General features: G+C 44.4%; 14 protein-coding genes and 2 pseudogenes. 13 read left to right on the top strand and 3 right to left on the bottom strand.

Translation table 11 applies throughout. The annotated features are described in order from the left end of the window. The first annotated feature begins 80 nt into the window (after positions 1-80). Positions 81-929: a LysR family transcriptional regulator gene (locus tag ACTNB8_RS04800; protein ID WP_441052738.1), complete on the top strand. Its 849-nt coding sequence runs from the start codon at positions 81-83 to the stop codon at positions 927-929. Between the two features lie 29 nt (positions 930-958). Here ACTNB8_RS04800 and aroE read toward each other — a convergent pair whose 3' ends face one another. Further along, on the bottom strand, positions 959-1,825 hold the full coding sequence (gene aroE, locus ACTNB8_RS04795; protein ID WP_441052737.1) for a shikimate dehydrogenase: 867 nt from the start codon (positions 1,823-1,825) through the stop codon (positions 959-961). 193 nt (positions 1,826-2,018) lie between these two features. Next, positions 2,019-2,426, bottom strand: a complete 408-nt coding sequence (locus tag ACTNB8_RS04790) for a hypothetical protein (RefSeq protein WP_441052735.1) — start codon at positions 2,424-2,426, stop codon at positions 2,019-2,021. 153 nt (positions 2,427-2,579) lie between these two features. On the opposite strand from ACTNB8_RS04790, the gene ACTNB8_RS04785 reads away from it, so the two are divergent. The 12 genes and pseudogenes from ACTNB8_RS04785 (at position 2,580) to ACTNB8_RS04730 (ending at position 13,526) form a co-directional block, all read left to right on the top strand. Next, complete coding sequence (locus ACTNB8_RS04785) at positions 2,580-2,954, top strand: TnpV protein (protein ID WP_001129922.1); 375 nt, start codon at positions 2,580-2,582, stop codon at positions 2,952-2,954. Positions 2,955-3,320: 366 nt separating this feature from the next. Beyond that, positions 3,321-5,240, top strand: a complete 1,920-nt coding sequence (gene tet(O), locus ACTNB8_RS04780) for a tetracycline resistance ribosomal protection protein Tet(O) (RefSeq protein ID WP_006427719.1) — start codon at positions 3,321-3,323, stop codon at positions 5,238-5,240. 51 nt (positions 5,241-5,291) lie between these two features. Next, positions 5,292-5,465, top strand: a complete 174-nt coding sequence (locus ACTNB8_RS04775) for a cysteine-rich KTR domain-containing protein (RefSeq protein WP_002779755.1) — start codon at positions 5,292-5,294, stop codon at positions 5,463-5,465. Between the two features lie 490 nt (positions 5,466-5,955). Then, complete coding sequence (locus ACTNB8_RS04770; RefSeq protein ID WP_105116765.1) at positions 5,956-6,465, top strand: sigma-70 family RNA polymerase sigma factor; 510 nt, start codon at positions 5,956-5,958, stop codon at positions 6,463-6,465. A gap of 94 nt (positions 6,466-6,559) precedes the next feature. Beyond that, positions 6,560-6,985 carry a sigma-70 family RNA polymerase sigma factor gene (locus tag ACTNB8_RS04765; protein ID WP_000323895.1) on the top strand — a complete coding sequence of 142 codons (426 nt, stop codon included), beginning with the start codon at positions 6,560-6,562 and terminating at the stop codon, positions 6,983-6,985. Between the two features lie 83 nt (positions 6,986-7,068). Then, positions 7,069-7,543: pseudogene (locus ACTNB8_RS04760) on the top strand (RNA polymerase sigma factor). Between the two features lie 154 nt (positions 7,544-7,697). Then, positions 7,698-8,730: pseudogene (locus ACTNB8_RS04755) on the top strand (AAA family ATPase). A gap of 517 nt (positions 8,731-9,247) precedes the next feature. Continuing rightward, positions 9,248-10,213, top strand: coding sequence for a MobV family relaxase (mobV, locus tag ACTNB8_RS04750; protein ID WP_001820668.1), 966 nt, complete (start codon positions 9,248-9,250; stop codon positions 10,211-10,213). Positions 10,214-10,221: 8 nt separating this feature from the next. Beyond that, complete coding sequence (locus tag ACTNB8_RS04745) at positions 10,222-11,076, top strand: ParB/RepB/Spo0J family partition protein (protein ID WP_000743700.1); 855 nt, start codon at positions 10,222-10,224, stop codon at positions 11,074-11,076. Between the two features lie 45 nt (positions 11,077-11,121). Then, positions 11,122-11,352, top strand: coding sequence for a YdbC family protein (locus ACTNB8_RS04740; protein WP_001206986.1), 231 nt, complete (start codon positions 11,122-11,124; stop codon positions 11,350-11,352). Positions 11,353-11,423: 71 nt separating this feature from the next. After that, entirely contained in the window at positions 11,424-11,615 is a 192-nt protein-coding gene (locus ACTNB8_RS04735; RefSeq protein ID WP_001820669.1) for a hypothetical protein, read from the top strand. A gap of 54 nt (positions 11,616-11,669) precedes the next feature. Further along, positions 11,670-13,526, top strand: a complete 1,857-nt coding sequence (locus ACTNB8_RS04730; RefSeq protein WP_001820670.1) for a recombinase family protein — start codon at positions 11,670-11,672, stop codon at positions 13,524-13,526. Between the two features lie 481 nt (positions 13,527-14,007). Here ACTNB8_RS04730 and ACTNB8_RS04725 read toward each other — a convergent pair whose 3' ends face one another. Next, positions 14,008-14,223, bottom strand: a complete 216-nt coding sequence (locus ACTNB8_RS04725) for a hypothetical protein (protein WP_441052733.1) — start codon at positions 14,221-14,223, stop codon at positions 14,008-14,010. Positions 14,224-14,320 lie beyond the last annotated feature (97 nt).

The raw sequence follows: 14,320 nt of genomic DNA, 5'->3' as shown, positions 1-14,320 counted from the left end.
TTCGGTGCATCGTCCAGAAGCCCCTGGACTATATACTGACTATAGCCCGAAAACAGAACATTACAAAAGCTGCCGAAGAATTGTATATATCTCAGTCTTCTCTCAGTCAGTATCTGGCAAAACTTGAGCAGGATATCGGCGTTCCACTTTTTATACGTGCCAAAGGAAAACTTGAGCTAACTGATGCGGGAAAGCTTTATGTGCAGGCTGCTGAAAAAGTCATAGACATAAAAAATGACCTTTATTATCAGATGCGCAGTCTGAATAACAAAAGTCATATCACGATTGGTATTACCTCTCTTTTTGGCTTAAAAATGCTTACTACCCTTATTCCGGAATATAAAAAAGAATTTCCCGGTGTAACTATAGAAATTTCTGAAACTAATCTTCCTACTATACAGAAAATGATTCTGGAAGAAAGTATCGACTGTGCGGTTATCGCACTTAATGACGTCTCTGCTTTTGATAAAAATCAACTTGAACTGATCGGACAGGAAGAAGTGCTCCTTAGTATTCCGGCAACGCATCCTTATGCTGTCGAAAATGATCATAACCCGATTACATGGGATGAGTTTGCCCGGATTTTCAAAGATGACAATTTTATCCTGTCCAAAAAAGCTTCCACTCTTCGCGTCCTTTCGGATAAAATTTTTTCTGGTATTCATTTCCAGCCCAGAACCATGTGTGAAACAAACAGTATTATCACAATACGTTCGATGGTAGAAATGGGGATTGGCATTGCATTTATTGCAAAAACCTGTGCTGCTGATCACCAGAATATCAAATATTATTCCATGCAGCCACCTATCAGGCGCAAAGTTGCCTTTGTGCACAGAAAGGGCTGGATTCAGAATGCCCCTGAACAGGCGCTGCGGCAATACATAAGGGATTATTTTAACCAAAAAGAAATGCGGACTCTGATCGTTTGATCCAGAATCCACATTTTTCAGTTCCTTTTTTATGCGAAGTATTTTTCTTTGATGATCTCTACCGGCATATCTTCACCTGTCCAGAGTTTGAAAGAAGCTGCTCCCTGATACAGAAGCATGTACATTCCGTTTCCGGTTTTGCATCCTGCTTCTCTTGCCTCACGAAGAAGTCTGGTTTCCTGTGGATTGTAGATCACATCAAATACAAACAGATCTTTGTGGAACATGGACGTGTCTGTGATGATAGTGTTGTCTGTCTTCGGTGCCATTCCTACAGATGTTCCGTTTACGAGGATTGTGCTGTCTGCAATGGATGCACGGAGTACTTCCGGATCGGAAAAGTCATGAAGTGTTACTTTGCAGTCTGTGCGTTCGTTGAGTTTCGCCACAATATCCTCTGCTCTTTTATAGAAAGCATCTTTTACATTAAATACGTTAATCTCTGCTACTCCATCCAGTGCTGCCTGTACGAGGATTGCTGTTGCAGCTCCACCAGCTCCCAGAAGTGTCATTTTCTTTCCGATAATATCCACGCCGTCTTCTTTGACTGCACGCATAAATCCGACACCGTCTGTTGTATATGCTGTCAGTACACCGTTATCATTTACAATAGTATTGCATGCTCCGGAGATCTCGGATGCAGGTGAAACTTTATCTGCAAGTTTGCACATGATATTTTTGCCTGGCATGGTAATGTTCCAGCCTCTTGCTCCCAGTATGCGAAGTCCTTCTACTGCCTCAGGCATTTTTTCTTCCGGCACATCGAATGCCAGATAAGTATAATCCAGTCCCAGCTGATCGCATGCTTCATTATGCATTTCAGGAGAAACGCTGTGTGCGACGGGGCTTCCTAATAAACATAATAAACCTGTGTGTCCTGTGATATGTTTTGACATAATCCCATTTCCTTCCTGTGATACGTTATAGATGGTGTTATTATACACGATTTAAAGTGATAAAGCAAGGCTGTGTTTTATCATGTTTCGTCAAGTGCCAAAAAGCCTTTAAAATCAATGGTTTGCAGATTTCTGAGCAATTTTTATATTTCGTCTGGTTTCATCTATTTTCTTTCATTTGTCATAAAATTTGTCATAAAATTATATTTAAAAAGCCACACCCTAATAGTAGGGGATGGCTCAAATACTGTTGACTACTTCCAGGCACGTTCCCAACAATTAACACTGATCTGGCAATATCCCAAATGTCAGAAGAATCTGATATTCTTTTTCGCCCGTATGCGCCCATTCTTTTATTTGTATGGCAAATTATTAAAAATGTTGTGCCAAATTCCTCGCCTAATGCTATCAACGGATTTAAGCACGAACGCATCTTGTTTCTCTGTGACATATTGACATTATCGGGAACAAAGCTCTGGACAGGGTCAAGTACTGCAAGTGCTGGCTTTGCTTCTGCGATGATATCTTTTAGCAAAGGTGAATTAAACTTCACGTCAGCAAATTGTGGATTCTTTAAATTGACCGAAAAAATATTTTTCAAATTTGCACCAGATTTTCTTAATTTTGTACCGGGTAGTCATTTATACATGTTCCATTTTGTTCTAAAGCATGCTATACTAATCATGTTGTCCAACCGATGTAGGACGGATTTTGCGGACATTCAAAATAAAAAAGAATGTGGAGGTAACAGACAATGGCAAAATCATTATTTGAGGAACTGGGCGGCAAATACGAAAGGCAAGGGGATTATTTGATACCGTGCTTAACTGTACCCGCCGAAGAAGAACAGGCAATAGGCATCTGGGGGCAACGGCATTTAGATTATCTAAAACAGTACCGTAAAGTTACATACACCAATCTTCTTACAAGCGGCAGGCTAAACGCCTACCTTGCCGACATCAACAGACAGGCACAGGAACGCTTTGAAAGGCTCATAGAGGGTATGAAACAGGCACAGGGCATAACGGAACAGCTAAAGGCAGAAAACGCCTTAGAATGGACAGGATGCCTCAATAACATAAGGGCTTGTGCGAGGGAGATTGTGGAAAAGGAAATTATTTTTGCATAAACAGATGATTAGTGGCAGGGGGAAATCCTGCCGCTTTTTCTGCTTTAGTTTGTCAGCTTGACAAATAAAGGGTTAAGGAATATAATTAGATTCAGTATTATACAAGGAGTTAATAAATATGCGGCAAGGTATTCTTAAATAAACTGTCAATTTGATAGTGGGAACAAAAAGTAGCAGTCCCGTTTCACTTTTAATATGGGGCTTAGTTTTTTGTACCCAGTTTAAGAATACTTTTATCATGTAATTTTATATGCCCGAAAACATATAAGTGTTTTGGGGCTATTGGAGTTATTTACCCAGTGATAGGAGTATTTATCACTGGGTATTTTTATGCCCTTTTTTGGGTGTTGATAGGAGGAAAATCACATGAAAATAATTAACTTAGGCATTCTGGCTCACGTTGACGCAGGAAAGACAACATTAACGGAAAGTTTATTGTATACCAGTGGTGCAATTGCAGAACTAGGGAGCGTAGATGAAGGCACAACAAGGACAGATACAATGAATTTGGAGCGTCAAAGGGGAATCACTATCCAGACAGCAGTGACATCTTTTCAGTGGGAGGATGTAAAAGTCAACATTATAGATACGCCAGGCCATATGGATTTTTTGGCGGAAGTATACCGTTCTTTATCCGTATTAGACGGAGCAGTATTATTAGTTTCTGCAAAGGATGGCATACAGGCACAGACCCGTATACTGTTTCATGCACTACAGATAATGAAGATTCCGACAATTTTTTTCATCAATAAAATTGACCAAGAGGGGATTGATTTGCCAATGGTATATCGGGAAATGAAAGCAAAGCTTTCTTCGGAAATTATAGTGAAGCAAAAGGTTGGGCAGCATCCCCATATAAATGTAACGGACAATGACGATATGGAACAGTGGGATGCGGTAATTATGGGAAACGATGAACTATTAGAGAAATATATGTCAGGGAAACCGTTTAAAATGTCAGAACTGGAACAGGAAGAAAACAGGAGATTCCAAAACGGAACGTTATTTCCCGTTTATCACGGAAGCGCTAAAAACAATCTGGGGATTCGGCAGCTTATAGAAGTAATTGCCAGTAAATTTTATTCATCAACGCCTGAAGGTCAATCTGAACTATGCGGGCAGGTTTTTAAGATTGAATATTCAGAGAAAAGGCGGCGTTTTGTTTATGTGCGTATATATAGCGGAACATTGCATTTGAGGGATGTTATTAGAATATCTGAAAAAGAGAAAATAAAAATCACAGAGATGTGTGTTCCGACAAACGGTGAAATCGTCCCGGCTGACCATGCCTGTCCGGGAGAAATTGTTATTTTAGCTGATGATACTTTGAAACTGAACGACATTCTGGGAAATGAAAAACTCCTGCCTCACAAAACATGGATTGATAATCCCATGCCATTACTTCGGACAACGGTAGAGCCGCAAAAGCCGGAGCAAAGGGAAGCCCTGTTAAATGCCCTCGCAGAGATTGCTGATACAGACCCTCTTTTGCATTTTGACATTGATACTGTTACACATGAGATTATGTTATCTTTTTTGGGGAATGTGCAGATGGAAGTCATTTGTGCCATCCTTGAGGAAAAATATCATGTGGAGGCAGAAATAAAAGAGCCTACTGTTATATATATGGAAAGACCGCTTAGAAAAGCAGAATATACCATCCACATAGAAGTCCCGCCAAATCCTTTCTGGGCTTCTGTCGGGTTGTCCATAGAGCCGCTCCCTATTGGAAGCGGAGTGCAGTATGAAAGCAGAGTTTCACTTGGATATTTAAATCAATCGTTCCAAAATGCGGTTATGGAGGGGGTTCTTTATGGCTGCGAGCAGGGGCTGTATGGATGGAAAGTGACAGACTGTAAAATCTGTTTTGAATATGGATTGTATTATAGTCCTGTAAGTACCCCCGCAGACTTTCGGCTGCTTTCCCCTATCGTATTGGAGCAGGCTTTAAAAAAAGCAGGGACAGAACTATTAGAGCCATATCTCCACTTTGAAATTTATGCACCGCAGGAATATCTCTCACGGGCGTATCATGATGCTCCAAGGTATTGTGCAGATATTGTAAGTACTCAGATAAAGAATGACGAGGTCATTCTGAAAGGAGAAATCCCTGCTAGATGTATTCAAGAATACAGGAACGATTTAACTTATTTCACAAATGGGCAGGGAGTCTGCTTGACAGAGTTAAAAGGATACCAGCCAGCTATTGGTAAATTTATTTGCCAACCCCGCCGCCCGAATAGCCGTATAGATAAGGTTCGGCATATGTTCCACAAGTTAGCTTAACAGCTTGCAAAAGTCATATAAAATGAGATTTGAAAGGATTAGAGACTAATTATGATGAAATGCGAATGGATATTGTGTCCTGTTTGTGGGAGCAAAACCCGTAATAAAATTAGGAAGGACACTGTTTTGGAGAATTATCCCCTTTATTGTCCAAAATGCAGACAAGAAAGATTGATTAAAGTTGACAACTTGAAGATAACTGTCATCAAAGAGCCAGACGCTTAAGACGCAGAGCCGATGAAATTGTGGAACAATTCACGAATCATCGGCTCTTTTTGTTTCGTATTTGAAAGAACAAACTCACCAAATAAAAAAAACGATATTCGGGTGGGTTATTTTGTTATACCCTAAATTACCCTCTGAATTTGTTTTTAAATTTGGAGGGATTTTTTTATGTCCTTTTTTCGGGCAGTTATCTATCTGCTCATACGAAGCAAAATTTATCAATACATAGCATATCAGAGAACGGCAGGAAACCAGTTAAAAAAATTTCTGCCAGTGCAACGGTACTTCTCACCTTGAAAGTAGAAGTACAATCTCCATACAATAGAATTACTATTTCCTATAACCGTAAAGGTCACTGAGCCTTTGCGGTTTTTCTTTTGTCGATTTTTGTTGGAAAGTGCCGTAGGGCTGTTTCTGATATGCGGTGTCGTTCTCCGCCTCTCCATCTGGATTTTTTACATTTCAAAAATTCAGATGGGAGGTATTTATGGTGAAATATGCACCAAGAAAGGTATATATCAGAGAAAGTGGCGGCTATGTGGAATTATCCTACACGGAGTTCTGCCGTTGCAGGGAATCCGACCAGACCTATATGGACAAGCTGTTTATCCCCATTCAAGGCTGTCTGCTTGAAGTCGTGAGGGAGCAATACACAGACTTCTACCGTGACAAGGAACGGTGGCGTTATCTGCAAAAATTAGATACAAAGAATAGACTGCTATCTCTCGACGGATTTACGGACAGCGAGGGGAATCCTCTGGACTTTATCACTGATGAAGCGGTGGACATTGCAGAAACCGTTGTCAATGCGGTCATGGTGGACAGGCTGAAAGCCGCCCTGCCTTTGCTGTCGGATAGTGAACAGGAGCTGATACAGGCAATCTTTTTTGACGGACTTTCCGAGCGTGAAGTCGGGGCGAGGTTGGGCATAACCCAGAGCGTTGTAAACAAACGCAAAGCCAGAATCCTAATAAAACTAAGAAAGATAATAGAAAATTAAAATTTAAGGCGTTCAGCCCCCTTGTTTTTTCCTTTGGGAAGATGAGGGGGCTTTTCTCTGCCCTCTCAATCAATTCTGATTGGAGGAAGTAAGAATGGCATACAACCACGGACGGGAGGACAGGAAATGGCGTATCTGGAAAGAAGCGGAGGAAAAGCTGCTGCGTGAGTGCGGCGTTGATGAAGCGACCATTGAGCAGATACGCATGGCGGACAGGGCAGACTTCAATTCCAACAGGCGGTTTTACCGATGGACGAATGACGTTGCGGAATATCTTGAGGACATGGCAGGCAGGGAGCGGCAGGCGGAAGTGGGTACGGTTGCGGAGTTACTGGAAGAGATTGAGAGCGAAAATCTCTATCAAGTATTAGTCACGGTGGACGGGCGTACCTTGAAAATCGTCCTGCTGAAAATGCAGGGGTATTCCACAAAGGAGATTGCCCCGCTTGTGCATTTGACGACTGGTGCCATCTATGCGAGGTTAGACCATCTGCGGAAGAAGCTGCGGAAAATTTTATAGCTTCTAAAACAGCCTGCCATCCTGCGGGCTACTGGGTGAGGGATGGAAATCCCCTCACTCATTTTTTGCAGGAGGACAACAGGATGGCATACAGGGTTAAGGCATACACGCTTCGGGAGGAATCCACGGAAAGCGGCACAAGGTATTTTATCAGCTTTAAGGACGGGCAGGGCAAATCCCACGAGTTGGAAGTGTCGGAACAGTTCTTTATGGAGTTTCGGCAGATGGAGCGCAGGAACAGGAATCTTTTCTAATGGGACGAGCGGCACAGGGAGTTTAACGAGGTATGGGACGAAACCCTTTACAGACGGGCGTTGCGTGTGCCTAAGAGCCTTGATGAACGCATGGTTGAGGAAGAACGGAATGAAACGCTCTATAAGGCGGTTGGGAGCCTTCCAGAGATACAAAGGCGGCGTTTCCTGCTCTACTACGAGTATGAGTTCAATTTTTACCAAATCGCCGCTATGGAGCATTGCACCGCTTCGGCAATACAGAAATCTGTTGCGATTGCAAAGGAGAAAGTAAAGGCGGAAATTGAAGAAATATCTCCAACCGTGACCGACACCGCCCGAAAAAGAAATCTGTTTTTTATTTGTGTGGGATTGGCGGCATTACATACTCTCACTTTTTTCCGTGGGAGTAAATCTATTTTTAAGGAGGTCAACGCCTATGTGCAACGAAAACAAAGACACCGCCCGAAAGGAGGAAAGCCATGCAGAAGTTACAGACAGTCAACGCCGAAACGCTCCTTTATGAACCGCTTGAGAAACCATCCTTTGTGGTGGACAGCCTTATCCCGACAGGCTTATCGCTGTTCTGCGGCTCACAGAAGATAGGCAAAAGCTGGCTCATGCTGAAGCTATGCTTATGCGTGTCGCAGGGAATCCCTTTATGGGATATGCCGACAATGGAGGGCGATGTGCTTTACCTCTGCCTTGAGGACACGTTCTGCCGCATACAGGACAGGTTATTTCGTTTGACGGACGAAGCAAGCGGGCGGCTCCACTTTGCCGTGGCAAGCTGCAAGCTGTCAGACGGTCTTATCGTGCAGCTTGAAGATTATCTGAAAGATTACCCAGACAGCAGGCTCATTGTCATTGATACCTTGCAGAAAGTCCGTACAGCTTCAAAAGACAATGCCTATGCAAGCGACTATGGGGACATCTCCCTCATCAAAGACTTTGCCGACAGGCACTCTCTGGCGGTCATTGTCGTACACCACATCCGAAAGCAGAATGACAGCGACGTGTTCAACAAGGTGTCTGGGACGACAGGATTAACGGGGAGTGCGGACGCTACCTTTGTTCTGGAAAAGGAGAAACGTGCGTCTGACACCGCCAAGCTGTATGTGACGGGCAGGGACACGCCTTATCAGGAATACACGCTGCGTTTCCGTGATTGCCGTTGGGAGCTTGTGGAGCGGAAAACGCAGGAGCAGCTTGCGAAAGAAACGATACCAGATGTCCTTTTTCGGTTGGTGGATTTTATGAGGGATAAGGAAGAATGGATAGGCACGGCAACGGAACTGTTAGCCGCTATGGGGGAAACGGAAACCATACCCACGGTGATTACGAAATGGCTGAATGAATACCGCACCACATTTTTAAGCGAGAACCGTATCTGCTACCAGTACAGCCGCAGGAAAGACGGCAGGCGGATTGCCCTTGCAAGGAGGGCGGGTGACAGCGGTGATGGTGGTGACAGCGATATTAGGATACCCCCCTGTTACTGTCATTGACGCTTAAAGCCATGTAAAGCTGGCGGCTCTGCCCTGCGGGTGACAGCAGTGACGGTGGTGACAGTGATTTTAGGATACCCTGCCGCTGTCATCCCTACGGGAGAACACCCCGTAAACGCAAAATGCAGGCGTGAGATTTACTCGCCCTTTTCGGTCGTGTAAAACCACCCCTGCGGTCAGAAAAATCATTCCGATTTTTCCGACTGCGTTTACAGGGTGTAACACACTACACTTTGCCCTGCAAAGTCGTGTGCCAGACGTTCCCTCTGGACTCCCTTAAGGCAGGGCTGTGCCCTGCTATCCTACGCCTTACGGCTTCGGATAAAAGAATGGCGGCATGACGGTGACGGCTCTTGCGAGGGGGGTATCCCAAAAACACCGTCATCATCGACATGACCGTCATGCAGGGGGTGAGGGTGACAGTTGCGGCAGTCGGCAGGGGGTATCCCAAAACTGCTGTCACCACCGTCACCGCTGTCACCCCAAAGGACGGTCACCCGCCGAAAGAAAGGAGGAATCCGCCTATGCCTTATGCAATCCTGCGTTTCCAGAAACGAAAAGCGGGCGGCGTTGCGGCTTGTGAACGCCACAACGAGCGGAAGAAAGAAGCCTACAAAAGCAACCCAGATATAGATATGGAACGCTCTAAAAACAATTACCATCTCATAGCACCACCAAAGTACACCTACAAGAAAGAGATTAACCGCATGGTAGCCGAAGCGGGGTGCAGGACAAGGAAAGACAGCGTGATGATGGTGGAAACGCTCATCACAGCTTCACCAGAATTTATGAACCAGTTACCGCCCGAAGAACAAAAAGCGTATTTCCAGACGGCTCTTGACTTCATTTCGGAGCGTGTTGGAAAGCAGAATATCCTCTCCGCTGTCGTCCATATGGACGAGAGAACGCCCCATATGCACCTCTGCTTTGTGCCGATTACGCCAGACAATAAGCTGTCAGCGAAAGCTATCTTAGGCAACCAGAAATCATTATCCGAGTGGCAGACCGCCTACCATGAGCGGATGTCCTCACGGTGGAATCAGCTTGAACGGGGGCAGTCCTCAATGGAAACCAAGCGGAAACACGTCCCCACATGGCTCTATAAATTAGGCGGCAGGCTTGATAAACAGTATGAAGAAATCGTGTCTGCCCTATCCGACATCAACGCCTTTAACGCAGGGAAGAAAAGGGATAAAGCGTTAGATTTACTCTCTGCATGGCTGCCAGACGTGGAGAAATTCTCTAAGGAAATCGGGAAACAGCAGGCGTATATCGACAGTTTGAAAGAGAGAATTGGGCAGGAATCAGACTATGCGGGGCGTATGCGTGATGAAAAGTACGAGCAGGAACTAAAGGTGCAGAAAGCGAATCAGAAGATATTTGAATTGCAGAGAACCAACGAGCAGATGGGGCGGCTGCTGTCAAAAATACCGCCCGAAGTGTTGGAAGAATTGCAGAAAAATCATAGAAGCAGAGCGAAAGAAAGGTAGATATGTGAATGAAGAAACAGGATTTTAAGGTGTTAAAGACCAAAGACTTGTACCCGTTCCCCGACAATCCGTTTCATGTGGCAGAAGATGAAACACTGTCAGAGTTAGCGGAAAGCATCAAGGAATTTGGCATTGTCACGCCGATAATCACACGCCCGAAAGAGGACGGGGACGGTTATGAAGTGATTGCAGGACAGCGGCGTGTCCGTGCTTCTGAACTTGCAGGGATAAATACCGTGCCTGCGTTTGTCCTGCCCTTAGACCGTGACCGAGCCATCATCACCCTTGTAGACAGCAATTTGCAGCGTGAGAATATCCTGCCATCGGAGCGGGCGTTTGCTTACAAGATGAAATCCGAAGCCATGAAGCGGCAGGGTTTCCGCACAGACTTAACCTCGTCACAAGTTGTGACGAAGTTGCGGACGGACGACAAGGTGGCACAGGGCTTCGGCGTGGGCAGGATGACCGTGCAGCGTTTTATCCGCCTGACGGAACTGATACCGCCGATTTTGCAGATGGTGGACGAGGGGAAAATCGCCCTCACGCCTGCGGTGGAACTGTCCTTCTTGAAGAAAGACGAGCAGGAAAACCTCTTTGCCACGATGGAGAGCGAAGAAGCAACGCCCTCACTCTCACAGGCACAGCGGATGAAACAGTTAAGCCAGAGCGGGCGGCTTGACATGGATACGATATTTGCGATTATGACGGAGGAAAAGGGCAACCAGAAAGAAACCTTGAAAATCAACACAAGCAAGCTGAAAAAATACTTTCCGAAGAACACAACGCCGAAGCAGATGGAGGAAACCATCATCAAACTTTTGGAGCGTGAGTTGCAGAGGAAACGCAACCGTGACAGCCGCTAATCTTCTTTTTTCGGGAAGTAAATACAGAGAGTTGAGGTATGGAGAATGAGAGAAATCCAGTATGAAATCGTAAAGGAAATCGCAGTATTGTCTACGGGCGACAGTGGCTACACAAAGGAAATCAATCTCATTTCATGGAATGGGAAAGAGCCGAAGTATGACATCCGCAGCTTTTCCCCGAACCGTGAAAAGTGCGGCAAGGGAATCACGCTGAACGCTGATGAAGCGGCGGCACTCCTTAAAGCATTACAGAAAGAATTAAACAGCGAGGATTAATGGTATCTGATTGGCAGGGCGGGGACATTTCCAAACTCTTCCCTGCCCTGTCTGGAAAGGAAGATTTAAGTATGGGCGAGGATAAGAAAGCAGATAAAAAGAGAAAGCGTATCGTGCCAAAAGCACCAGTGCAGATGATAATCAGCCGTGAATATGTCGGCACACAGACCGTTACAGAAGCGTTTGTCCCGATTATCTCCGAGGATATTCGGAAGAAGATTGCCGAGGGCGACACCTTCGACAATGAGGGGCTGTCCGCTTAGAATGTACGCAATGGGACATGAAAACAGATAGGACAGATACGGAGGTTTTACAGTATGGCAGGAATCAAAGAAGAAAAGAAAATCTATTTAGTCGGCATTTATTGCCGCTTATCTAAAGACGATGGTACGGATAACGAGAGTGCGAGCATTGCGACACAGAAATCCATCCTCACGGATTATGTGAAAAAGCAGGGATGGCACATAGCAAAAACGTATGTGGACGATGGTTATTCTGGTACAAATTTCCAAAGACCAAGTTTCCAGAATATGATAAAAGACATTGAAAGCGGTCTGATAAACTGCGTGATTACGAAAGATTTATCCCGTCTGGGGAGAAACTATCTTGATTGTGGGTTATATCTGGAAGTTTTCTTCCCAGAGCATAACGTGAGGTATATAGCGGTCAATGACGGCGTAGATACCTTGAATAAATCTGCTATGGACATCACGCCTTTCCGCAACATTTTAAACGAAATGTATGCCGCTGACATATCTGTTAAGATAAAATCGGCATATCGGGCGAGGTTTCAACAGGGGAAATTCATGGGAACTACCGCCCCTTATGGCTATATCAAAGACCCTGCCGACCACAACCATCTGCTGATAGATGATAAAGTGGCACATGTTGTAAAAGAGATATTCGACCTTGCATTAAAAGGGAATGGAGTTGCCAAAATTTGCAGACATCTTAATAAACAGCATATCCTACGCCCTGCCGCTTATGCGGCGGAGCGTGGCGAAACAGGCTTTGAACGTCATTTTGAGGGGAACGAGGACAAACGCTATATTTGGAGTGGGAACAGCGTGAGGAGCATTTTAAGAAGCCCGATATATGCGGGAAATCTTGTAGGCTACAAACGGATTGCCGCCAATATGAAAAGCAAGAAACGCCCCTCTAAGCTGCCCGAAGAATGGGAAGTGATACCCAATACCCATGAGGGAATAGTCACGCAGGAGGAATTTGATATTGTCCAACAGCTTATTACAAGTCGTAGGCTTCCACAGAACAAGGGAGGATTTGTAAATATTTTTGCAGGCGTTATCAAGTGTGTGGACTGCGGATGTGCTCTGCGGGCAATGAACGTACACAGGAGGAAACGCCCAGAGATTATCGACTGTGTACAGTATTCATGTAATAATTATGCAAGAAACGGAAGAAGCGAGTGTAGTGCCCACAATATAGAAGCAAGGGATTTATTCAATGCCGTTCTTGCCGACATCAACTGTTTTGCGGATATGGCAGTGAATGATGAAAAGGCGGTCAGGGCCATAGAAAAGCGGCTCACGGAAACAGACCAGAGCAGGGCGAAAGCATTAGAGAAAGAACGTAAGAAGCTGAACAAACGCCTTGCGGAACTGGACAGGCTGTTTTCCTCTCTCTACGAGGATAAGGTCATGGAGCGTATTACCGAGCGGAATTTTGAGATGATGTCGGGGAAATACCAGAAAGAGCAGCTTGAAATTGAAGCAAGGCTGAAAGAGGTGACGGAAACTCTTAATGAAAGCTACGAGAAATCACGGGGAATCCGTGACTTCCTCGCCCTTATCCGAAATTATCAAGGCTTAAAAGAACTGGATGCAACAGTTATAAACGCACTCATAGACAAGATACTTGTTTCGGAGCGTGAGAAGATGGCAGACGGAACAGTGAAGCAGGAAATCAAGATTTACTATAAATTCATCGGCTTTGTCGATGAATTACATATCATACCTACAAAACGGTGGGCAGCAATGCCCGCTAAAAATTGTACGGTGTGCGGCGTTGAATATGTCCCGGGCTCTGGTGCATCAAGGTATTGTCCTGCTTGTGCCAAGAAGATACGGAGGGAGAAATCAAACGAGAGCAAACGCAGGAGCAGAGAACAGAAAAGGATAGCATGTATGAACTGTCCGCAAAAAATGACCGACTGATGCCCGGCAACGGGAGGAGGTGAACACATGGAAATAGTCATATCTTTTTTGGTGGCTGTTGCGGCAGGTGTGACTTGCCATCTCATTTGCAAATGGTTAGACAGTCATAACAAGGACAACGAATAGCCTAGTGGATGCTCAACCACTGAAATAAAAAGAGAAGAACCCTCGCATGTATTGGTGGTACATACGGGGGTTCGTTCTTTGTTCACATGGAACATCGTCATATCTTTTTTGCCTATTGGCATTATAGCATATGCGTTTCTGTAAATCAATATGTCTGATCTCGGTATTTTATGAATTTCTTTGGCATTTGTCACAAAAATGTCATAAAATTCCATTTTCTTTTACTCTATCATACCGTGAACTGCCGTGAAATCAAGGATTTTCCGACATTATCGAGAAATAATACACGATTTAAAGTGATAAAGCAAGTGCCGGGACTCTGGTTGGGTGAAGGTGAAAGGTTCAACATACCGTATTAATACTCTACAACACCCATATATCTTCTCATAGAAGTAGGATGTTTTCTTACATTATCCAGTGCATCTCTATACAAAACACTAAATTCATAAAATAATGGTGCGTTAAAATAATCAACACAACAAGCGGATATTTCTTTTAATCCATATTTTTCTGCATCAATGATCTCATAATCCCTACTATATTTTTCAATAAAGTTATAAAGTGAACCCATTTGTCAAGACATTTTTTTAAAAAAATTAAGTTGGATTTCGGAAGGGATACTCCCATCCTTTTCTCCCTTGTTTACCCACTAAGTGTGGATATATGAG

Origin of the sequence: Blautia sp. HCP28S3_G10 (genome assembly GCF_052065235.1) — a bacterium.
Lineage (GTDB): Bacteria > Bacillota > Clostridia > Lachnospirales > Lachnospiraceae > Blautia_A.
The sequence above is the reverse complement of the archived record's forward strand: the minus strand, read 5'-3'. Positions and strand labels throughout refer to the sequence as shown.

Coding starts and splice junctions, on each gene's coding strand:
- aroE (WP_441052737.1), bottom strand. CDS start 1,825: ATGTCAAAACATATCACAGGACACACAGGTTTATTATGTTTATTAGGA.
- ACTNB8_RS04785 (WP_001129922.1), top strand. CDS start 2,580: ATGGCAAAATCATTATTTGAGGAACTGGGCGGCAAATACGAAAGGCAA.
- ACTNB8_RS04775 (WP_002779755.1), top strand. CDS start 5,292: ATGATGAAATGCGAATGGATATTGTGTCCTGTTTGTGGGAGCAAAACC.
- ACTNB8_RS04765 (WP_000323895.1), top strand. CDS start 6,560: ATGGCATACAACCACGGACGGGAGGACAGGAAATGGCGTATCTGGAAA.
- mobV (WP_001820668.1), top strand. CDS start 9,248: ATGCCTTATGCAATCCTGCGTTTCCAGAAACGAAAAGCGGGCGGCGTT.
- ACTNB8_RS04745 (WP_000743700.1), top strand. CDS start 10,222: ATGAAGAAACAGGATTTTAAGGTGTTAAAGACCAAAGACTTGTACCCG.
- ACTNB8_RS04740 (WP_001206986.1), top strand. CDS start 11,122: ATGAGAGAAATCCAGTATGAAATCGTAAAGGAAATCGCAGTATTGTCT.
- ACTNB8_RS04735 (WP_001820669.1), top strand. CDS start 11,424: ATGGGCGAGGATAAGAAAGCAGATAAAAAGAGAAAGCGTATCGTGCCA.
- ACTNB8_RS04730 (WP_001820670.1), top strand. CDS start 11,670: ATGGCAGGAATCAAAGAAGAAAAGAAAATCTATTTAGTCGGCATTTAT.
- ACTNB8_RS04725 (WP_441052733.1), bottom strand. CDS start 14,223: ATGGGTTCACTTTATAACTTTATTGAAAAATATAGTAGGGATTATGAG.